Source organism: Microbacterium bovistercoris (genome assembly GCF_003387575.1).
GTDB classification, from domain to species: Bacteria; Actinomycetota; Actinomycetes; order Actinomycetales; family Microbacteriaceae; genus Microbacterium; species Microbacterium bovistercoris.
Window position 1 is genome coordinate 26,707 of record NZ_QUAB01000012.1, and the last position, 15,408, is coordinate 42,114.

Below are 15,408 nucleotides of genomic sequence, written 5' to 3' on the forward strand. Positions count from 1 at the left end.
CGCCCGGCATCCGGGCATCCGTACCGTGATCGTCATGGATACCGACATCAGAACCGGCGCGACCGGAGAACACACCACGAACGGCCGACCGAACACCGCGACCTCGCTCACGCCGTTCCTCGCCATCCCGAACGCCCGCGCCGCGATGGAGTTCTACCGCGACGTGTTCGGAGCGCGCATCACCGACGTGACCGAGTTCGACGGCGTCGTCGCCCACGCAGGGCTCGACTTCGGCGCAGGACTGCTGCAGCTCGGCGAGCCGAACCCCGAGTACAGCCTGGTCGCACCTCCGGACGGAGACGTCGACTGCTACTCGATGGGGCTGTACGTTCCCGAAGTGGACGCGGTCGTCGCGCGGGCCGTCGCCGCGGGCGCGACCGTCCGCGAACCGGCATCCGACTTCGTGTCAGGAGACCGCTTCGCCAGCATCCGCGACCCGTTCGGGGTGCGCTGGTCGATCATGACCCGCGTCGAGGACATCAGCGAGGAGGAAAGCGCCCGCCGCGTCGCCGAGTGGGCGGCGTCGTACAGCGCGCAGTGACGCGCTCCCTGCAGTTCCGGTCTCAGCGGTTGCGGGTTTTCGCCCAGGAACACCCGCAACCGTTGGGACCGGAGCGAAGAAAGGGTCTGATCAGGCCAGCGACTTGACCTCGAGCGCGCCGGGCTCGTCGCCAGCGCGCACGGTCGCGAAGGCGGTGTAGCCGTCGGCCGATGCCCGCTCGAGCAGCGCCTTGAGGTTCTTCGTGCGGCGTTCCAGGCGCACCCTGCCGCCGTCCGCGACCAGCGCAGCCTTGTGCGCGAGCAGTTCGGGAAGCGGAACGTCGGCATCGTGCACGAGAACGACCGCCTCCGACTCATCCGCCTCCAGCGAGGCCACCAGGTCGACGATCCGCTCGAAGCCGATCGAGAATCCGACCGCGGGGACCTGCTGGCCGAGGAAGCGGCCGATCATGCCGTCGTAACGGCCGCCGCCGCCCAGCGAGTAGTCCACCGACGGGTGCGCCAGCTCGAAGATCGTGCCGGTGTAATAGCCCATTCCACGCACGAGGAACGGGTCGAAGACCAGCGGGATCTCCCCCGCGCCGGGTCGCGCCGCGGCCACGGCCTCGCCGAGGGCGACGAGTTCGGCGACCAGGCCGTCGGGGGCGTCCTGCGGCAGCGCCTTGCGGATCTGCCGCTCGCCGTAGGGGTTGTACTCCATGGTCTGCGGACGGGTCATGAACGCACGGAACGCCTCGACGGCTGCCGCGGTCGCGCCCCGCTCGGACAGCTCCTTCACCACGCCGTCTGTGCCGACCTTGTCGAGCTTGTCGATCGTGATCAGCACACCGGGGCGCTCCTCGACCGTGAAGCCGAAGGAGTCGAGCATCCAGTCGAGTACGCGCCGGTCATTCACGCGCACCATGCCGCCCTCGAGACCGAGCGCGTCGATGGTGTCGAGCGATGCGGTCATCAGCTCGGCCTCGGCACGGGCCGAGTCGTCGCCCATGATGTCGATGTCGCACTGCACGAACTGGCGGTAGCGACCCTTCTGCGGGCGCTCCGCGCGCCACACCGGACCGATCTGGATCGAGCGGAACACGGTCGGCAGCTGGCCGCGGTTGGTCGCGTAGAAACGGGCCAGCGGCACGGTCAGGTCGTAGCGCAGGCCGAGGTCGCTGAGGGATGCCGGATCGTCTGCACCCTGCCGGATCGCGTCGGCGTCGAGCCCGCGACGCAGGATGTTGTACGAGAGCTTCTCGTTGTCCCCGCCGATGCCGGCGTGCAGCCGGTCGTACTCCTCGACCACGGGCGTCTCGATCTCGTCGAAGCCGTGCGCACGGTAGCGCTCGCGGATGACGGCGAGCACGCGCTCGCGACGGGCCTTGTCAGCGGGGAGGAAGTCGCGCATTCCGCGCGGCGGGTTCACGGTTGCCACGTGTCCATCTTTCCAGGTCTCGCGAGTGCGGCCGTCCTGATCGGTCCACTCTCACCGCGGCGAGACCTCGCCGATCGCGTCGGAGATCAGCTCGGCCCAGCGGCGGTAGCCCTCCGCACCCGGGTGGAACCCGTCGCGCGAGAAGAACGAGTCATCGACGAGTGCGGGCGGCGACGGCACGAACCTGACGTTCCCGGTCTCCGCGCACACGGCCCGGCTCGCGGCATCCTGTGCCGCACCCCGATGGGCGAGGTACCGTGCGAGCGTGCGCGGCAGCGACGGGAAGGCGATGAACGGCGGGGTGCCCGCGACGACCACGAGTCCGGTCCTGGCGCTGAGCTCCGCGACGATCGCGCGCAGGTCTTCGCTCCACTCCTCCGGCGAGCGCCGGGCCATGACGTCGTTCGCACCGGCCAGCACGACCACGACGTCGAACTCGCCGGTCAGCTGCGGGAGCAGGCGGTGGCGGATGCGGCGGGCGGTCGCGCCGTGCTCGCCGACGACGCTCCACTCGGCCACGCGGTCAGGGCCGGCGAGCTGCCGTGCGAGGGCGCCCGCGAAGCCGTCCTCGTGGCCGTCGACACCGCATCCCGCCGCCGTCGACTCGCCGATGATGCCGATGCGCAGCGCCGCTTCGGCGTCGCCGGTGCGGCCGGAGTTCGGGCCGCCTGCCGGCGGCAGCACCTCGATCCGGCGACGCACCCACAGACCCTGCACCAGTGCCAGCGCCGTGCTCATGCATCCTCCTCGATTCATACGCAACCGTATTTATCAATCCATACGGTACCGTATTGATCACCGTCTGTCGATGGCGAGGAGGATCGGATGCCGGCCGCACTGCGAACCCCCCGCGCGCGCTGGATCGCCGAGGCCGCGCGCATGCTCGGCGAGAGCGGCGTCGACGCCGTGCGTGTCGAGTCGGTCGCCGCCTCCCTCGGCGTGACGAAGGGCGGGTTCTACACCCACTTCAGCGGTCGCGACGAGCTGCTCGACGCGGTGCTCGATGACTGGGAGCGCCGCAGCGTCGACGATGTGCGCGAGCGCGTGCAGGCACTCGACGCGGATGCCGCGAGGAACATCCGCGTCGCGGGCGGGCTCACCTTCGCCGAGGACCTCCTCCCGGTCGATCTCGCCGTCCGCAACTGGGCACGGTCGGATGCCGCCGTGCGGGAGCGGCTGCTGCGCGTCGACGGAGCCCGCATGGACTATCTGCGCGAGCAGTTCAGCACGTTCGTCGACGACCCCGACGAGGTCGAGGCGCGCAGCATCCTCGCCTTCACCTTCGCGATCGGCCGGCACTTCCTCGCCGTGCGGCCGGAGGACTCCCCCGCCGCGTTCGACCGCGCCGGCGAGCGCATCCTGCGATAGTGGTCGGATGCCGCTGATCCCGCCGTCCCGCGACCGCTTCGACGAGTGGGTGGAGCTCATCCAGGAGTACGGCGGTCCGGATTCTCGCGAGCTCGCGGGTTCCGGATTCCACGGCAATCGCGAGCCGAGCACTCCGGTGCTCACCGAGGCCGGCTACGCCGAATGGCTGACGATGCTCGAGGACGAGGCCGACGAGACGGTGCCGCTCCTGCCGGACCGGGTGCACAGCACGTACTTCTGGGTCGTCGACGCCGCGGGTGCCTGGGTCGGCTTCCTCGCTCTGCGACGCACCCTGAACGCCTTCCTGCTCGAGTACGGCGGGCACATCGGCTACTCGATCCGCCCGTCCCGCCGCCGCGAGGGGCACGCCGCCAGAGCGCTGCACGACGCGCTCGTCGAGGCCGCCGGTCTCGGACTCGATCGCGTGCTGATCACCTGCGACGAGGACAACATCGGCTCGGCGCGGACGATCGAGCGCCACGGCGGCGTCTACGAGGACACCCGCGGCGTCAAACGCCGCTACTGGGTGCCGACTGCTCCCTGACCTCCGCTCACACCCCGGACTCTGCGGCGCGCACCTCGTCCTCGAGCAGGCGGAGCCGCTCGCGCAGCGCGCGCTCGGCATCCCAGCCGTTTGCGCGGGCGTGCGCGACGAGCGCGAGCAGGGCGTCGCCGAGCTCGGCCTCGGTTGCCGGACCTTCGTCGCGCAGAGCCGTCGCGGTTCCTGAGCGCCCTTCGTCTCGCTCCGCTCGCTCAGGGACCGGAACGCCGGCTGAAGGGCGCTCAGGATCCGGGAGGACCGAGATCGCCCGCCCGAGCAACTTCTGCGCGAGCGCGAGCGCGGGCATGCCGCGCGGCACGCCGTCGAGCACGCTGCGCCGCTCGCGCTTCTCCGCCGCCTTCGCGGCGTTCCAGTGCACGAGCACCTCTTCGGGCGTCGTCGCCACCGCGTCACCGAACACGTGCGGATGCCGGCGCACCATCTTCTCGGCGAGACCCCGCGCGACGTCGTCGATGTCGTACTCCGACACCTCCGCGGCGATCGCGGCGTGGAACAGCACCTGCCAGAGCAGATCGCCGAGCTCCTCGCGCAGCTCATCCGCAGTGCCGCTCTCGACGGCGTCGATGACCTCGTGCGCCTCCTCGATCAGGTACGGCACCAGGTCGCGGTGCGTGATCCGCTGCGACCACGGGCACTCCGCCCGCACGCGCCGCATGACCTCCGCGGCATCCCGCAGCGGGTCGCTCATCGGGGCATCCCCTCGTCGCCCCGCACCCGCCGCACGCCATGCCGCGTGGTCGAAGATGCGCGCCGCGGGCGGTCCGCAGCGACGTTTCCGACCACGCGACGAGAGCACACGCGGATGCCTGCGACGGTCATGACTCGAGCGATCGGTAGTGCTTCGCGCGCAGCGAGACGATGACCGCGGACAGGACGAGCGCGATGAGCGATCCGCCCAGCACTCCGAGGATCGCCTGATCGCGGATGTCCGCCTCGCCGGCGAAAGCGAGGTTCGCAAGCAGCAGCGACACCGTGAATCCGATGCCGCCGAGGACGCCGGCCGCGACCAGGTCGGGCAGCACCAGCGCCGGCGCCTGGCCGCGCGGGCGGAACCGCATCGCGATCCAGCCGAAGAGCGTGATGCCGATCACCTTGCCGACCGGAAGTGCGATGAGGATCGCCCAGAACGCCGGCGACAGCCCCTCGCCGCCGAGCTGCGGGATCACGACGAACGCCGCGGCGAAGGCGAACACCGGCAGGATGATGCCGTTCACCCAGGGCTCGAGCGCATGCCTCGTGCGCTCCGCGGGCACCGGCGACATCACGAGGCCCAGCATCACGCCGGCGATCGTGGCGTGCACACCCGACTCCGAGACCAGCACCCAGGTGGCCACACCCACGATGATCATGAGGACCGCGATCAGCCAGTGTCCGCTGCGTCCCAGCATCCGGCTGAGGATCGCGAACGCGCCCACCGCGACGACGGCGAGCAGGAACAGCCCCCATTGCACGTCATGCGCGAAGAGCACGGCGATGAAGATGATGCCGATGATGTCGTCGAGGATCGCGAGCGCGAGCAGGAACACGCGCACTCCCGACGGAAGGCCGCGCCCGAACATCGCGAGCACGCCGAGCGCGAAGGCGATGTCGGTCGCCGTCGGGATGGGCCAGCCGGACGCCGTGTCGGGGCCGCCCGCGATGAGCAGGTACACGGCGATCGGCACCAGCACGCCACCGGCAGCGGCGACCGCGGGCTGGGCGGCCTTGTGCAGGCTGTCCAGCTCGCCGTGCGTGAGCTCATGGCGCAGCTCGATGGCGACCATGAGGAAGAAGATCGCGAGCAGACCGTCGGCGATCCAGTCCGAGATCGAATGATCGATGTCGGTGCCGGGGATCGCGATGTGGAAGCCGAGCACCTCCGCGATCGAATCGTGCGTGGGCAGGTTGGCCAGCAGGAGTCCGAGTGCCGCCGCGACCAGCAGGAGCACGGCGGGGAACTGCTGTCCGCGAAGGGCCTTCACCGAGATGCGCATCCCGTCCATGCTCTCATCCCGAGCGGTCGTCACGCGGTCGGAAGCTCCGTTCGCGCCGGGATACTCTCGAAGAATGACCCCTGAGCCCACTCCCACCGAGGCCATCCGCGTCATCACCCGATTCGAGGCATCCAGCGGCATTCCGGACGAGATGCGCGCCGACGTGCGCATGCTGGGCGGCCTGCTCGGCCAGGTCCTGCGCGAGTCCGGTACGCCCGGACTGTTCGAGGACGTCGAGCGGCTGCGCCTGGCCACCATCCAGGCATACGACGAGGAATCGGATGCCGCGTTCCGCCGCGCTGCCGAGATCGCCGACGAGTTCACGATCGAGCGCGCAGACGAGGTCGCGCGCGCGTTCACCTGCTACTTCCACCTGGTGAACCTCGCCGAGGAGCACCAGCGCGTGCGCATCCTGCGCGAGCGCGCCGGCAAGCCTGGCCGTGAGGCGGCCGCCGACACGGTCGCCACCGCCTTCGCGCAGCTGCGCTCCGAGGTGGGCGAGGAAGAGGCGCGTCGCCGCCTCGCAGGACTCCGCTTCCACCCGGTCTTCACCGCGCATCCGACCGAGGCGCGCCGGCGGGCCGTGTCCGGCAGCATCCGCCGCCTGTCCGAGCTGCTCACCCAGCACGACGCGACCAGCGACGGCGGTGCCGAGCAGCGCCGTGCACTGCGCCGGATGCTGGAGGAGATCGACACGCTGTGGCGCACCGCGCCGCTGCGCGCGCAGAAGCCGACACCCACAGACGAGGTGCGCACGGTCATGGGCGTCTTCGATGAGACGCTGTTCACGACCGTGCCGCACATCTACCGCCGCATCGACGACGACCTGCGCGGCGACGAGTCGGGCGATTCCGCGCCCGTCGTTCCGCCGTTCGTGCGGATCGGATCGTGGGTCGGCGGCGACCGCGACGGCAACCCCTTCGTGACCTCACAGGTCACCCGCGAGGCGTCTGCGATCGCCTCCGAGCACGTGCTGCGCGGACTGGAGCGCGCCATCGAGCGCATCGGCCGCACGCTCACGCTGGATGCCGAGGGCACCCCGCCCAGCGCTGAGGTGCAGGCCATCTGGGACGCCTTCGTCCAGGCCGACCCCGAGCTGGCAGAAGAGGTCGCCACCCGCTCCCCCGCCGAACCGCACCGCCGCGTGCTGCTCGTGCTCGCGCACCGCGTGCGCGAGACCAGGCACGAGAGCGACGGCGCGTACGGCGCGCCCGAGGAGCTGCTCGCCGATCTGCGCGCTGTTCAGCGCTCGCTGGTGGATGCCGGGGCCAGACGCCACGCGTTCGGCGGCGTGCAGCACCTGATCTGGCAGGTCGAGACCTACGGCTTCCACCTCACCGAGCTCGAGGTGCGCCAGCACTCCAAGGTGCACCGTCAGGCGCTCGCCGAGCTCGATGCCGGTGGCCCGATCGGCACGCAGACCGAGGAGGTGCTCGAGGTCTTCCGTGCGGTCGCCGAGATCCAGAAGCGCTACGGCCTGCGTGCCGCAGGCCGCTACGTGGTGTCGTTCACCCAGTCGGCGCAGGACCTCGCCAACGTGCACCGGCTCGCGAAGTACGCGCTCGGCGCGGATGCTCCGGTGCTCGACGTCGTCCCGCTGTTCGAGACCTTCGCCGACCTGAAGGCGGCGCCGGGGATCATGAGCGAGGCCGTCACGACCCCCGAGTTCCAGGCCCGCCTGGCCGAGACCGGGAACCGCCTCGAAGTCATGCTCGGCTACTCGGACTCGTCGAAGGACGTCGGCCCGGTGGCTGCGAACCTCGCGCTCTACGAGGCGCAGCGCGAGATCGCGCTGTGGGCGAAGGATGCCGGGATCGAGCTGACCCTGTTCCACGGCCGCGGCGGCGCGCTCGGCCGCGGCGGCGGCCCGGCGAACTCCGCGATCCTCGCGCAGCCGCCGCACTCCGTGGACGGCCGGTTCAAGCTCACCGAGCAGGGCGAGGTCATCTTCGCCCGCTACGGCGAGCCCGCGATCGCGATGCGGCACATCGACCAGGTGGCCGCGGCGACGCTGCTGGCCTCCTCGCCCACCGTCGAAGAGCGCACCAGCAGCGCGGCATCCCGCTTCGCGCGGATCGCGGAGGTGATGGACACCGCGTCACGCGAGCGCTTCTTCTCGCTGGTCGCGGCCGACGGCTTCGCACCCTGGTTCGCGACCGTCACCCCGATGGAGGAGATCGGCCTGCTCGCGCTGGGCTCGCGACCGGCGCGACGCGGCCTGTCCGTGGAGTCCCTCGAGGACCTCCGAGCCATCCCGTGGGTGTTCGCCTGGACGCAGGCGCGCATCAACCTCGCCGGCTGGTTCGGCCTCGGCACGGCGCTGGAGGCGGTCGGCGACGAGGACGCGCTGAGAGAGGCGTACCGTGAATGGCCGCTGCTGCACACGATGGTCGACAACGTGGCGATGAGCCTGGCGAAGACCGACGAGCGCATCGCCCGCGAGTACCTCGCCCTCGGCGACCGCGACGACCTGGCGAAGCTGGTGCTCGATGAGCTCGAACTCACGCGGGAGTGGGTGATCCGCCTCACCGGCGGCGACCGCCTGCTCGCGAACAAGCCCGTGCTGCAGCGTGCCGTGCAGCTGCGCAGCCCGTACGTCGACGCCCTGTCGCTGCTGCAGCTGCGGGCGCTGCGCGCCCTGCGCACCGCCGCGACCACCGAGCCCGTGGCCTCGCCCGACCTGCAGCGGCTGCTGCTGCTGTCGGTCAGCGGAGTGGCCGCCGGCCTGCAGAACACCGGGTGATCCGGCGCCCTCGTCCTGCCGAACTGCACCACTGACGCAGAAACGAGGGCACCCTAGTGATCGTTGTACAGTGAAAACTCCGCCCGATCCGGCGAAGCCTCACGCGACACGATCGCCCGCATGGCCTCATCCCCCTTTCAGAAAGCACCCGCGTGACCATCGAGACCACAGCCGAATTCCACCCGCTCTCCACCGCAGCACAGCCCGTCTTCGACGCCGTGCGCACGCTCAACCCCAACGAGCCGGAGTTCCACCAGGCTGTGCACGAGGTCCTGCACTCGATCGGCCCGGTGCTGGAGCGCCGCTCGGAGTACCTCGACAAGGGCGTGCTCGAGCGCCTGGTCGAGCCGGAGCGTCAGATCATCTTCCGGGTGCCGTGGATCGACGACGCAGGCAAGCTGCAGGTCAACCGCGGTTACCGGGTGCAGTACAACTCCGCGCTCGGTCCGTACAAGGGCGGTCTGCGCTTCCACCCCTCGGTGAACATCTCGATCATCAAGTTCCTCGGCTTCGAGCAGATCTTCAAGAACGCGCTCACCGGCCAGGGCATCGGCGGCGGCAAGGGCGGGTCGAACTTCGACCCGCACGGCAAGAGCGAGGCCGAGGTCATGCGCTTCTGCCAGTCGTTCATGAACGAGCTGTTCCGCCACATCGGCGAGCACACCGACGTTCCGGCCGGTGACATCGGCGTCGGCGGTCGTGAGATCGGCTACATGTTCGGGATGTACCGCAAGATCACGAACCGCTTCGAGTCGGGCATCCTGACCGGCAAGGGGCTGGGCTGGGGCGGTGCGCAGGTGCGCACCGAGGCCACCGGCTACGGCGCGGTGTTCTTCGTGCAGGAGATGCTCGCCGTGCACGGCGAGAACCTCGAGGGCAAGCGGGTCGCCGTGTCGGGCTCGGGCAACGTCGCGATCTACGCGATCGAGAAGGCCCAGCAGCTCGGCGCGAAGGCGATCACCGCATCCGACTCCACCGGCTACGTGCTCGACGAGGCCGGCATCGACCTGGCCCTGCTGCGTCAGATCAAGGAGGTCGAGCGCGGCCGCATCGTCGAGTACGCCAACCGTCGTCCGGGCGCCGTCTTCGTCGAGGGCGGCAACGTCTGGGAGGTTCCGGTCGAGATCGCCGTCCCGTCGGCGACGCAGAACGAGCTCGACGAGGACTCCGCGCGGATGCTCGTCGCGAACGGCATCCGCGCCGTCGCCGAGGGCGCGAACATGCCCTCGACCCCCGAGGCCGTCGGCGTGTTCCAGCAGGCCGGCGTGCTGTTCGCCCCCGGCAAGGCCGCGAACGCCGGCGGCGTCGCGACCTCGGCGCTGGAGATGAGCCAGAACGCCGCCCGTCAGCGCTGGAGCTTCGCCGACAGCGAGCATCGGCTGCGCGACATCATGGCCGACATCCACGAAGCCTCGTTCCAGGCCGCCGAGCGCTACGGCGTCCCCGGCGACTACGTCGCGGGCGCCAACATCGCCGGCTTCGAACGCGTCGCCGACGCGATGCTGGAGCAGGGCGTCATCTGACGCATCCGTCGCAGCCCTTCGCCGAGACCCCGTCTGAATCACCGGGCGGGGTCTCGGCGATTCGGGCGAGCAGTCGCCGCCTCGCGGTCGCGGCCGCGCTCGCGCTCGCGCTCGCGCTACGATTTCGTGCCCGCGCTGCACGTCCCTGCATCCGGCCACGGTCGCGCTACAGTCCTCCGCTCGCGCGACGCGAATACGCTCCGCGCGAGACGAAGGATGCCGCGCGAGCAAGAACATGCCGCGCGATACGAAGGATGCCGCGCGAACAGGCGGGAGCTACACCGGCCGAACACCCCTGCCGGTCGCGCTGCATATCTCTGCCCGCGCTGCACATCCCGGCATCCCGCCACGCGCGCGCTACAGTCCTCCGCTCACGCGACGCGAATACGCGCCGCGCGAGCAGACAAAAGCCGCGCGAGGAGGACGTGCCGCGCAAGCAGAAAGGTGCCGCGCGAGCAGAGAGATGCCGCGCGAGCAGAAGAGTGGCGATCGGTGAGCGCGGATGCCCGGGTCAGACCGCGCGGTCGTCGACGTGCCGGGCGAGCGAGCGGGCGTAGCGCTCTGTGAGCTGCACCATCAGATCGGGCGTGGAGCGGTCCACTCCGAAGACGTATCCGGGGAAGTCGAGCTCGTGCTGAGCATCCCAGATCTCCTCGTGCCGATCCGGCGAGAGGATCCGCACGGGGTCTCCGACCGCGACCCACCCGATCGGCACCACTGTCTCCGGCGGCAGCGTGGTGCGCAGGTGCACCACGCCGTTGATGCGCACCTCGCTGCGCTCCCGGATCACCGCGCCGTTGAAGACGCGCACACCAGTGGCGAGGAACACCTCCTCGGCGATCGTCGCACCCGAGATGCTCGCCATCGGGCCCACGAGCACGTGATCGGCGATGTGCACGGGGTTCGCCGCGGTGGCGCGGATCAGCGCGTTCTCCATCACGATCACGTGCTCGCCGAGTGTGATCGGGCCGCCCTCGGCGGTGATCACGGCGCCGTGCAGCACCTGGCAGTTCTCGCCGATCGTGACGTCTCCCGAGATCACGGCCGAGGGTGCGACGACGGCGGTCTCGTGGATGCGGGGTCGACCCCCGAGGTGCTCGTAGATCATGCCGTCAGACTAGTCGTGCGCGGGTGGTCCGATCGGACTTCGGACGGTGTGCGCGCCGCAGCGTCGATGCATCAGAGGCGGCAACGCCCCTACCCCGCAGGACGGAACCGTGCGAGCTCGTCGTCCATGCCCTCATCCGCGGCGGACGCCGCGCCGGAGAACCCGAGCACCGCGGTCGTGAACCGCTCGGCCGTGAGCGCCCGAAGCCGCAGATCGGTGCGGGCGCGCACTGTCGCGGTGCGCACCGTGCGGCGCAGCAGGGCGATCTCGCCGAACCCCTCAGCGGGTCCGAGGGTCGCGACCACCCGACCGTCACCAAGCACGTCCGCCTCGCCGGACTCGATCAGGTAGTACAGGTCGCCGACGTCTCCCTGCGCGAACACAGTGGTCCCCTGCGGCACCTCGACGGGCTCCAGACCACGGGCGAGATACTCGATCGCCGACAGTGGCAGCGGGCCGAACAGCGGGACCTGGCGCAGCAGGGCGATCTCGGCGTCCTGCTCGCGGACCGTCCGGTCGATGCGTCGCAGCCGCCACCAGGACGCGATCGCCAGCGCCGGGCACAGCACGCCGATCGCGAGGAGCGCGGTCTCGACGCCGAAGGCCTCGGCAAGAGCGGATGCCACCAGTGAGCCGATCCCCATCGTGATGGCGACGATCGCCTCGAGCACGCCGAACACTCTCGCCATCACCGCATCCGGCGCCAGCCTGCCGATCAGGGTGAATCCGGCGGCGTCGATGAGCGCGTTCGCGATGCCCACGACGGCGAGCAGCGCGAGCGCCGTCGCCTGCTGCGGGAAGGCGCCGATGAGCGCGATGGGCAGGCCCCACATGCCGACGCCGATCGCGAACCAGGCACCGAGTCGCCAGGTGCCGATCAGCACCGAGGATGCCAGCGAGCCGAGCACCGCGCCCACGCCAAGGGCCGCCATCAAGGCGCCTGCCCCGGCCTCTCCCATCCGGAGCAGTTCGATCGCAACGACGACCGAGAACACTGTGAGCGCCCCGCGGGTGAAGGTCTGCGCGGCGATGAGCGCGAGCATCAGCCGCAGCGGCCGGCTGCGGCCGACCGCCCGCAGGCCCTCGGCCGCCTCGGTGACCAGCGCAGAACGCCGCGTCGGCGGAGTCGGGGCTCCCTCGTAGTGCAGTCGGAGCACGAGCAGCGCGGCGACGGTCGCCCCTGCCGAGGCGGTCAGCAGCACCGCCGCCGGGCCTGCGAGCGCGAGCAGGACGGCGGCGAGCAGCGGCCCGATCAGGCTCGCCGAGGAGTCGAGCAGCCCGCGCACGACGTTGGCGCCCGCCAGCTCACGGCCGGTGCGGCACAGCGTGGGCAGCAGCGCAGAGTGGGCGGGGCGGTAGAGCGACGCTGTGACGGACGACAGCGCCGCGATCGCGTACACGAGCGCGATCGGGCCCGCGAGCACGACGATCGCTGCGGCAGCGGCCATCGACGCCGCACGCAGCAGCGTCACCGCGACCAGCACCCGTTCTCGTCGGACCCGATCGGCCAGTGGCGCGAGCAGAGGGGTGAGCAGCGCAGCCGGCAGCATGGTCACGAGCCCGACCAGCCCCACGGCCAGCGTCCCGCCCGCGCCGTACGCGACGATGCTGAGCGCGACGGCGAAGGCGCACTCGGCCGCCCACCAGCTGAGGAAACTCAGCTGCGCGCGACGCAGACTCGCATTGCCCCAGTTGCTCGCGAAGGCGGCGGCCGCCTCGGCGAACTTCGGGCCCACCCCAGAGGCCATGGCGAAACAATAGGCCGGGCGAGCCCCCGCTGACCAGTGGTGGTCGCGTTTGGAGAGAGGATGGAGGCATGCCCGTCGTGCCCTTCTCTCCCCTCGCCTCCGATCAGGAGGCCGTGACCTACGAGCACGGTCCCGACTCGCTGGCACAGCCTGGCGTCCGCGCCGGCACGGTCCGCGAGTTCGTCATCGATGACAGCCGTGCCTATCCCGGGACGATCCGTCGCGTCTGGGTGCACACCGCGGCCGGACACGACCCGTCGTCGCCGGCGGCCGTGACCCTCTTCAACGACGGCTGGTGGTACCTCGATCCCGCGGGCGACGTCCGCGCCGGCATCGTGCTGGACAATCTCGCCGCGCAGCGCGCGATTCCGCCGATGATCGGGATCTTCGTCGACCCCGGCGAGTTCCCCGGCTCGGTGATGCCCAAGAACCGCAACAACGAGTACGACCCGGGTGACACCCGCTACGTGCAGTTCCTGCTCGACGAGGTGCTCCCGCGGGCGATCGAGGGACTCACCTTCGGCGGAGGGATGGGGATCTGCGGCGGCAGTTCCGGCGGCAACGCCGCCTTCACGGCCGCCTGGCACCGCCCCGACGCGATCGCCCGCGTGATCGCGTTCAACCCGAGCTTCGCGCAGATGCCCGGCGGAAACCCCTATCCCGCGCTGCTCGCCGACGGCGAGACGCGCCGCATCCGCACCCTCCTGCACGCCGCGCACCATGACATCGGCTGGAACGACCGCGAGGAAAACTGGTTCGCCGAATCGCTCGAGACCGCCGCGGCGCTGGCCCGCTCGGGGCACGATCTGCGTCTGGTCGTCGGCGACGGCGGGCACAGCCCGAACCATGGCGGCGTGCTGCTGCCCGACGCGCTGCGCTGGCTCTGGCGCTGAGCGCGCCCACCCCGCTGCGCCGAACTTCGGACGCCGCGGGAGACACGCCGTGCGGACCGCGGACGCCGCGGTGCGGCGCGCGCTGGCATCCGCAGCTGGGCGCGGCCGTGATTGACTGAGCGGATGCCGGTCTCGCCCTACATCGCCTCGCTCCGCGCCCATGTCGGTCACGACCTGCTGCTGATCCCCGCGGTGACCGCGGTGATCCGGGACGGCGACCGGTTCCTGCTTGCCCGGCATTCGGACTCGGGAATGTGGGGCCTGATAGGCGGCAGTATCGAACCCGGCGAGCACCCCGCCGGCGCGATGGCCCGCGAGGTGCGCGAGGAGATCGGTGCGGGCATCCGCATCCTTGGGATCGTCGGCGTCTACGGCGGCGAGGAACTCGTCGTGGAGTATCCGAACGGCGACCGCGTCGCGTACGTGACCACGGCATACTCCTGCGAGTTGACCGGTGCGCCCCGCCCCGACCTCGACGAGATCCTCGAGGTCGCCTGGTTCACGCGCGACGAGGTCGCTGCGCTGGACCTTCAGCCCTACGTCGAGCAGGTGCTCAGGGACGCCTGACCGCTGCTAGGGTCGTGGGCATGCAATGCCGGTGAGTCGCCTCCGATCCCCTGCCTTCGGGCGCCGTTCTGCGCGCCCGGGCATCCTTCGACAGGAAAGACTCACCATGCAGCACCCCCTCTCCGGCCGCACCGCCCTCGTCACCGGCGTCTCCCGCCGCGCCGGCATCGGCTACGCAACCGCCACGACCCTCGCCGCACTCGGCGCGAACGTGTTCCTGCACCACTTCCGCCCGCACGACCTCGATCAGCCGTGGGGCGGTGACGACCTCGAGGCCGTCCGTACCGGCGTCGCCGAACGGCTGGTCCCCGGCGCGCTCTCCGGCGACCGGCATGCCGATCTGCGCGACCCCGCATCGATCGAACCGCTGCTCGACGCGGCCTCCGGGCTGACCGGGTCGCTCGACATCCTGGTGTGCAACCAGGCGATGAGCGGCGGCGACGGCGGCATCCTCGATATGACCGCCGACCGGCTCGACGCGCACTGGCAGACGAACGCCCGCGCCACGATGCTGCTGACCGCCGGCTTCGCCCGGCGGAAGGCGGGAATGGATGCTGCGGCGCAGCGCCCCGGGGAGCGCGTGGACTCGGGCCCGTTCGAGAAGCCGACGGGGCACGTCATCTGGATGACGTCCGGGCAGGCCGACGGGCCGATGCGCGGCGAGGTCGCCTACGCGACGAGCAAGGCCGCGCTTGCCGGCGTGACGAAGACGGTCGCCGCCGAGCTGCTCGACCTCGGGATCGTGCTCAACACCGTCAATCCGGGCCCGGTCGACACCGGCTACCTCGACCCCGAGACCACCGATCGCGACCTGAGCTGGCTGCCGGAGTTCCTCGCGAACACGCCGTTCGGGCGCTTCGGGCGCCCAGAGGATCCGGCCCGGCTGATCGGCTGGCTGTGCACGGAGGCGGGTTCCTGGGTGGTCGGCCAGGTGCTCACGACCGACGGCGGATTCGCACTGCGCTGAGCTCCGCGCCGAGCACGGCGCCGCAGCGCTACGATCGC

Annotated in this window: 14 protein-coding genes; 8 read left to right on the forward strand and 6 right to left on the reverse strand. The window is 70.8% G+C overall.

Translation table 11 applies throughout. The annotated features are described in order from the left end of the window. Positions 1-34: 34 nt before the first annotated feature. Entirely contained in the window at positions 35-541 is a 507-nt protein-coding gene (locus tag DY023_RS01425; RefSeq protein ID WP_116240610.1) for a VOC family protein, read from the forward strand. A gap of 90 nt (positions 542-631) precedes the next feature. Here the strand turns inward: DY023_RS01425 and hisS are convergent, their stop codons facing one another. Both hisS and DY023_RS01435 read right to left on the reverse strand, forming a co-directional pair. Then, the gene (gene hisS, locus DY023_RS01430) at positions 632-1,891 is read right to left on the reverse strand and encodes a histidine--tRNA ligase (RefSeq protein ID WP_220347216.1); all 1,260 of its coding nucleotides are present in this window, start codon (positions 1,889-1,891) and stop codon (positions 632-634) included. A gap of 78 nt (positions 1,892-1,969) precedes the next feature. Further along, positions 1,970-2,656, reverse strand: a complete 687-nt coding sequence (locus DY023_RS01435) for an SGNH/GDSL hydrolase family protein (RefSeq protein ID WP_116240565.1) — start codon at positions 2,654-2,656, stop codon at positions 1,970-1,972. Positions 2,657-2,743: 87 nt separating this feature from the next. Here DY023_RS01435 and DY023_RS01440 point away from each other — a divergent pair, with 87 nt between their 5' ends. Together DY023_RS01440 and DY023_RS01445 are read left to right on the forward strand one after the other, a co-directional pair. Further along, on the forward strand, positions 2,744-3,286 hold the full coding sequence (locus DY023_RS01440) for a TetR/AcrR family transcriptional regulator (protein WP_116240566.1): 543 nt from the start codon (positions 2,744-2,746) through the stop codon (positions 3,284-3,286). 7 nt (positions 3,287-3,293) lie between these two features. Continuing rightward, the gene (locus tag DY023_RS01445) at positions 3,294-3,830 is read left to right on the forward strand and encodes a GNAT family N-acetyltransferase (protein WP_116240567.1); all 537 of its coding nucleotides are present in this window, start codon (positions 3,294-3,296) and stop codon (positions 3,828-3,830) included. 7 nt (positions 3,831-3,837) lie between these two features. Here the strand turns inward: DY023_RS01445 and DY023_RS01450 are convergent, their stop codons facing one another. Beyond that, a complete protein-coding gene (locus DY023_RS01450; RefSeq protein ID WP_116240568.1) occupies positions 3,838-4,536 on the reverse strand; it encodes a nucleoside triphosphate pyrophosphohydrolase in 699 nt (232 codons plus the stop codon). A gap of 127 nt (positions 4,537-4,663) precedes the next feature. Then, the gene (nhaA, locus tag DY023_RS01455; protein ID WP_342770973.1) at positions 4,664-5,830 is read right to left on the reverse strand and encodes a Na+/H+ antiporter NhaA; all 1,167 of its coding nucleotides are present in this window, start codon (positions 5,828-5,830) and stop codon (positions 4,664-4,666) included. 64 nt (positions 5,831-5,894) lie between these two features. Between nhaA and DY023_RS01460 the strand changes: the two genes are divergently transcribed. After that, on the forward strand, positions 5,895-8,564 hold the full coding sequence (locus tag DY023_RS01460) for a phosphoenolpyruvate carboxylase (RefSeq protein WP_116240569.1): 2,670 nt from the start codon (positions 5,895-5,897) through the stop codon (positions 8,562-8,564). A 158-nt stretch (positions 8,565-8,722) separates the two neighbouring features. Next, positions 8,723-10,087, forward strand: coding sequence for an NADP-specific glutamate dehydrogenase (gene gdhA / locus DY023_RS01465; protein ID WP_425453399.1), 1,365 nt, complete (start codon positions 8,723-8,725; stop codon positions 10,085-10,087). 511 nt (positions 10,088-10,598) lie between these two features. Here the strand turns inward: gdhA and DY023_RS01470 are convergent. Together DY023_RS01470 and DY023_RS01475 are read right to left on the reverse strand one after the other, a co-directional pair. After that, positions 10,599-11,195 carry a gamma carbonic anhydrase family protein gene (locus tag DY023_RS01470; RefSeq protein WP_116240571.1) on the reverse strand — a complete coding sequence of 199 codons (597 nt, stop codon included), beginning with the start codon at positions 11,193-11,195 and terminating at the stop codon, positions 10,599-10,601. A gap of 89 nt (positions 11,196-11,284) precedes the next feature. Continuing rightward, a complete protein-coding gene (locus DY023_RS01475) occupies positions 11,285-12,943 on the reverse strand; it encodes an MFS transporter (RefSeq protein ID WP_116240572.1) in 1,659 nt (552 codons plus the stop codon). A gap of 68 nt (positions 12,944-13,011) precedes the next feature. Between DY023_RS01475 and DY023_RS01480 the strand changes: the two genes are divergently transcribed. The 3 genes from DY023_RS01480 (at position 13,012) to DY023_RS01490 (ending at position 15,370) form a co-directional block, all read left to right on the forward strand. After that, complete coding sequence (locus DY023_RS01480) at positions 13,012-13,836, forward strand: alpha/beta hydrolase (protein ID WP_116240573.1); 825 nt, start codon at positions 13,012-13,014, stop codon at positions 13,834-13,836. A gap of 123 nt (positions 13,837-13,959) precedes the next feature. After that, entirely contained in the window at positions 13,960-14,403 is a 444-nt protein-coding gene (locus tag DY023_RS01485; RefSeq protein ID WP_116240574.1) for an NUDIX domain-containing protein, read from the forward strand. Positions 14,404-14,509: 106 nt separating this feature from the next. After that, a complete protein-coding gene (locus DY023_RS01490; protein ID WP_116240575.1) occupies positions 14,510-15,370 on the forward strand; it encodes an SDR family oxidoreductase in 861 nt (286 codons plus the stop codon). Positions 15,371-15,408: the final 38 nt, after the last annotated feature.

What these genes read in the sequence shown, in the direction of transcription:
- DY023_RS01425 (WP_116240610.1), top strand. Translation starts at nt 35, where the DNA reads ATGGATACCGACATCAGAACCGGCGCGACCGGAGAACACACCACGAAC.
- hisS (WP_220347216.1), bottom strand. Translation starts at nt 1,891, where the DNA reads ATGCGCGACTTCCTCCCCGCTGACAAGGCCCGTCGCGAGCGCGTGCTC.
- DY023_RS01435 (WP_116240565.1), bottom strand. Translation starts at nt 2,656, where the DNA reads ATGAGCACGGCGCTGGCACTGGTGCAGGGTCTGTGGGTGCGTCGCCGG.
- DY023_RS01440 (WP_116240566.1), top strand. Translation starts at nt 2,744, where the DNA reads ATGCCGGCCGCACTGCGAACCCCCCGCGCGCGCTGGATCGCCGAGGCC.
- DY023_RS01445 (WP_116240567.1), top strand. Translation starts at nt 3,294, where the DNA reads ATGCCGCTGATCCCGCCGTCCCGCGACCGCTTCGACGAGTGGGTGGAG.
- DY023_RS01450 (WP_116240568.1), bottom strand. Translation starts at nt 4,536, where the DNA reads ATGAGCGACCCGCTGCGGGATGCCGCGGAGGTCATGCGGCGCGTGCGG.
- nhaA (WP_342770973.1), bottom strand. Translation starts at nt 5,830, where the DNA reads ATGGACGGGATGCGCATCTCGGTGAAGGCCCTTCGCGGACAGCAGTTC.
- DY023_RS01460 (WP_116240569.1), top strand. Translation starts at nt 5,895, where the DNA reads ATGACCCCTGAGCCCACTCCCACCGAGGCCATCCGCGTCATCACCCGA.
- DY023_RS01470 (WP_116240571.1), bottom strand. Translation starts at nt 11,195, where the DNA reads ATGATCTACGAGCACCTCGGGGGTCGACCCCGCATCCACGAGACCGCC.
- DY023_RS01475 (WP_116240572.1), bottom strand. Translation starts at nt 12,943, where the DNA reads ATGGCCTCTGGGGTGGGCCCGAAGTTCGCCGAGGCGGCCGCCGCCTTC.
- DY023_RS01480 (WP_116240573.1), top strand. Translation starts at nt 13,012, where the DNA reads ATGCCCGTCGTGCCCTTCTCTCCCCTCGCCTCCGATCAGGAGGCCGTG.
- DY023_RS01485 (WP_116240574.1), top strand. Translation starts at nt 13,960, where the DNA reads ATGCCGGTCTCGCCCTACATCGCCTCGCTCCGCGCCCATGTCGGTCAC.
- DY023_RS01490 (WP_116240575.1), top strand. Translation starts at nt 14,510, where the DNA reads ATGCAGCACCCCCTCTCCGGCCGCACCGCCCTCGTCACCGGCGTCTCC.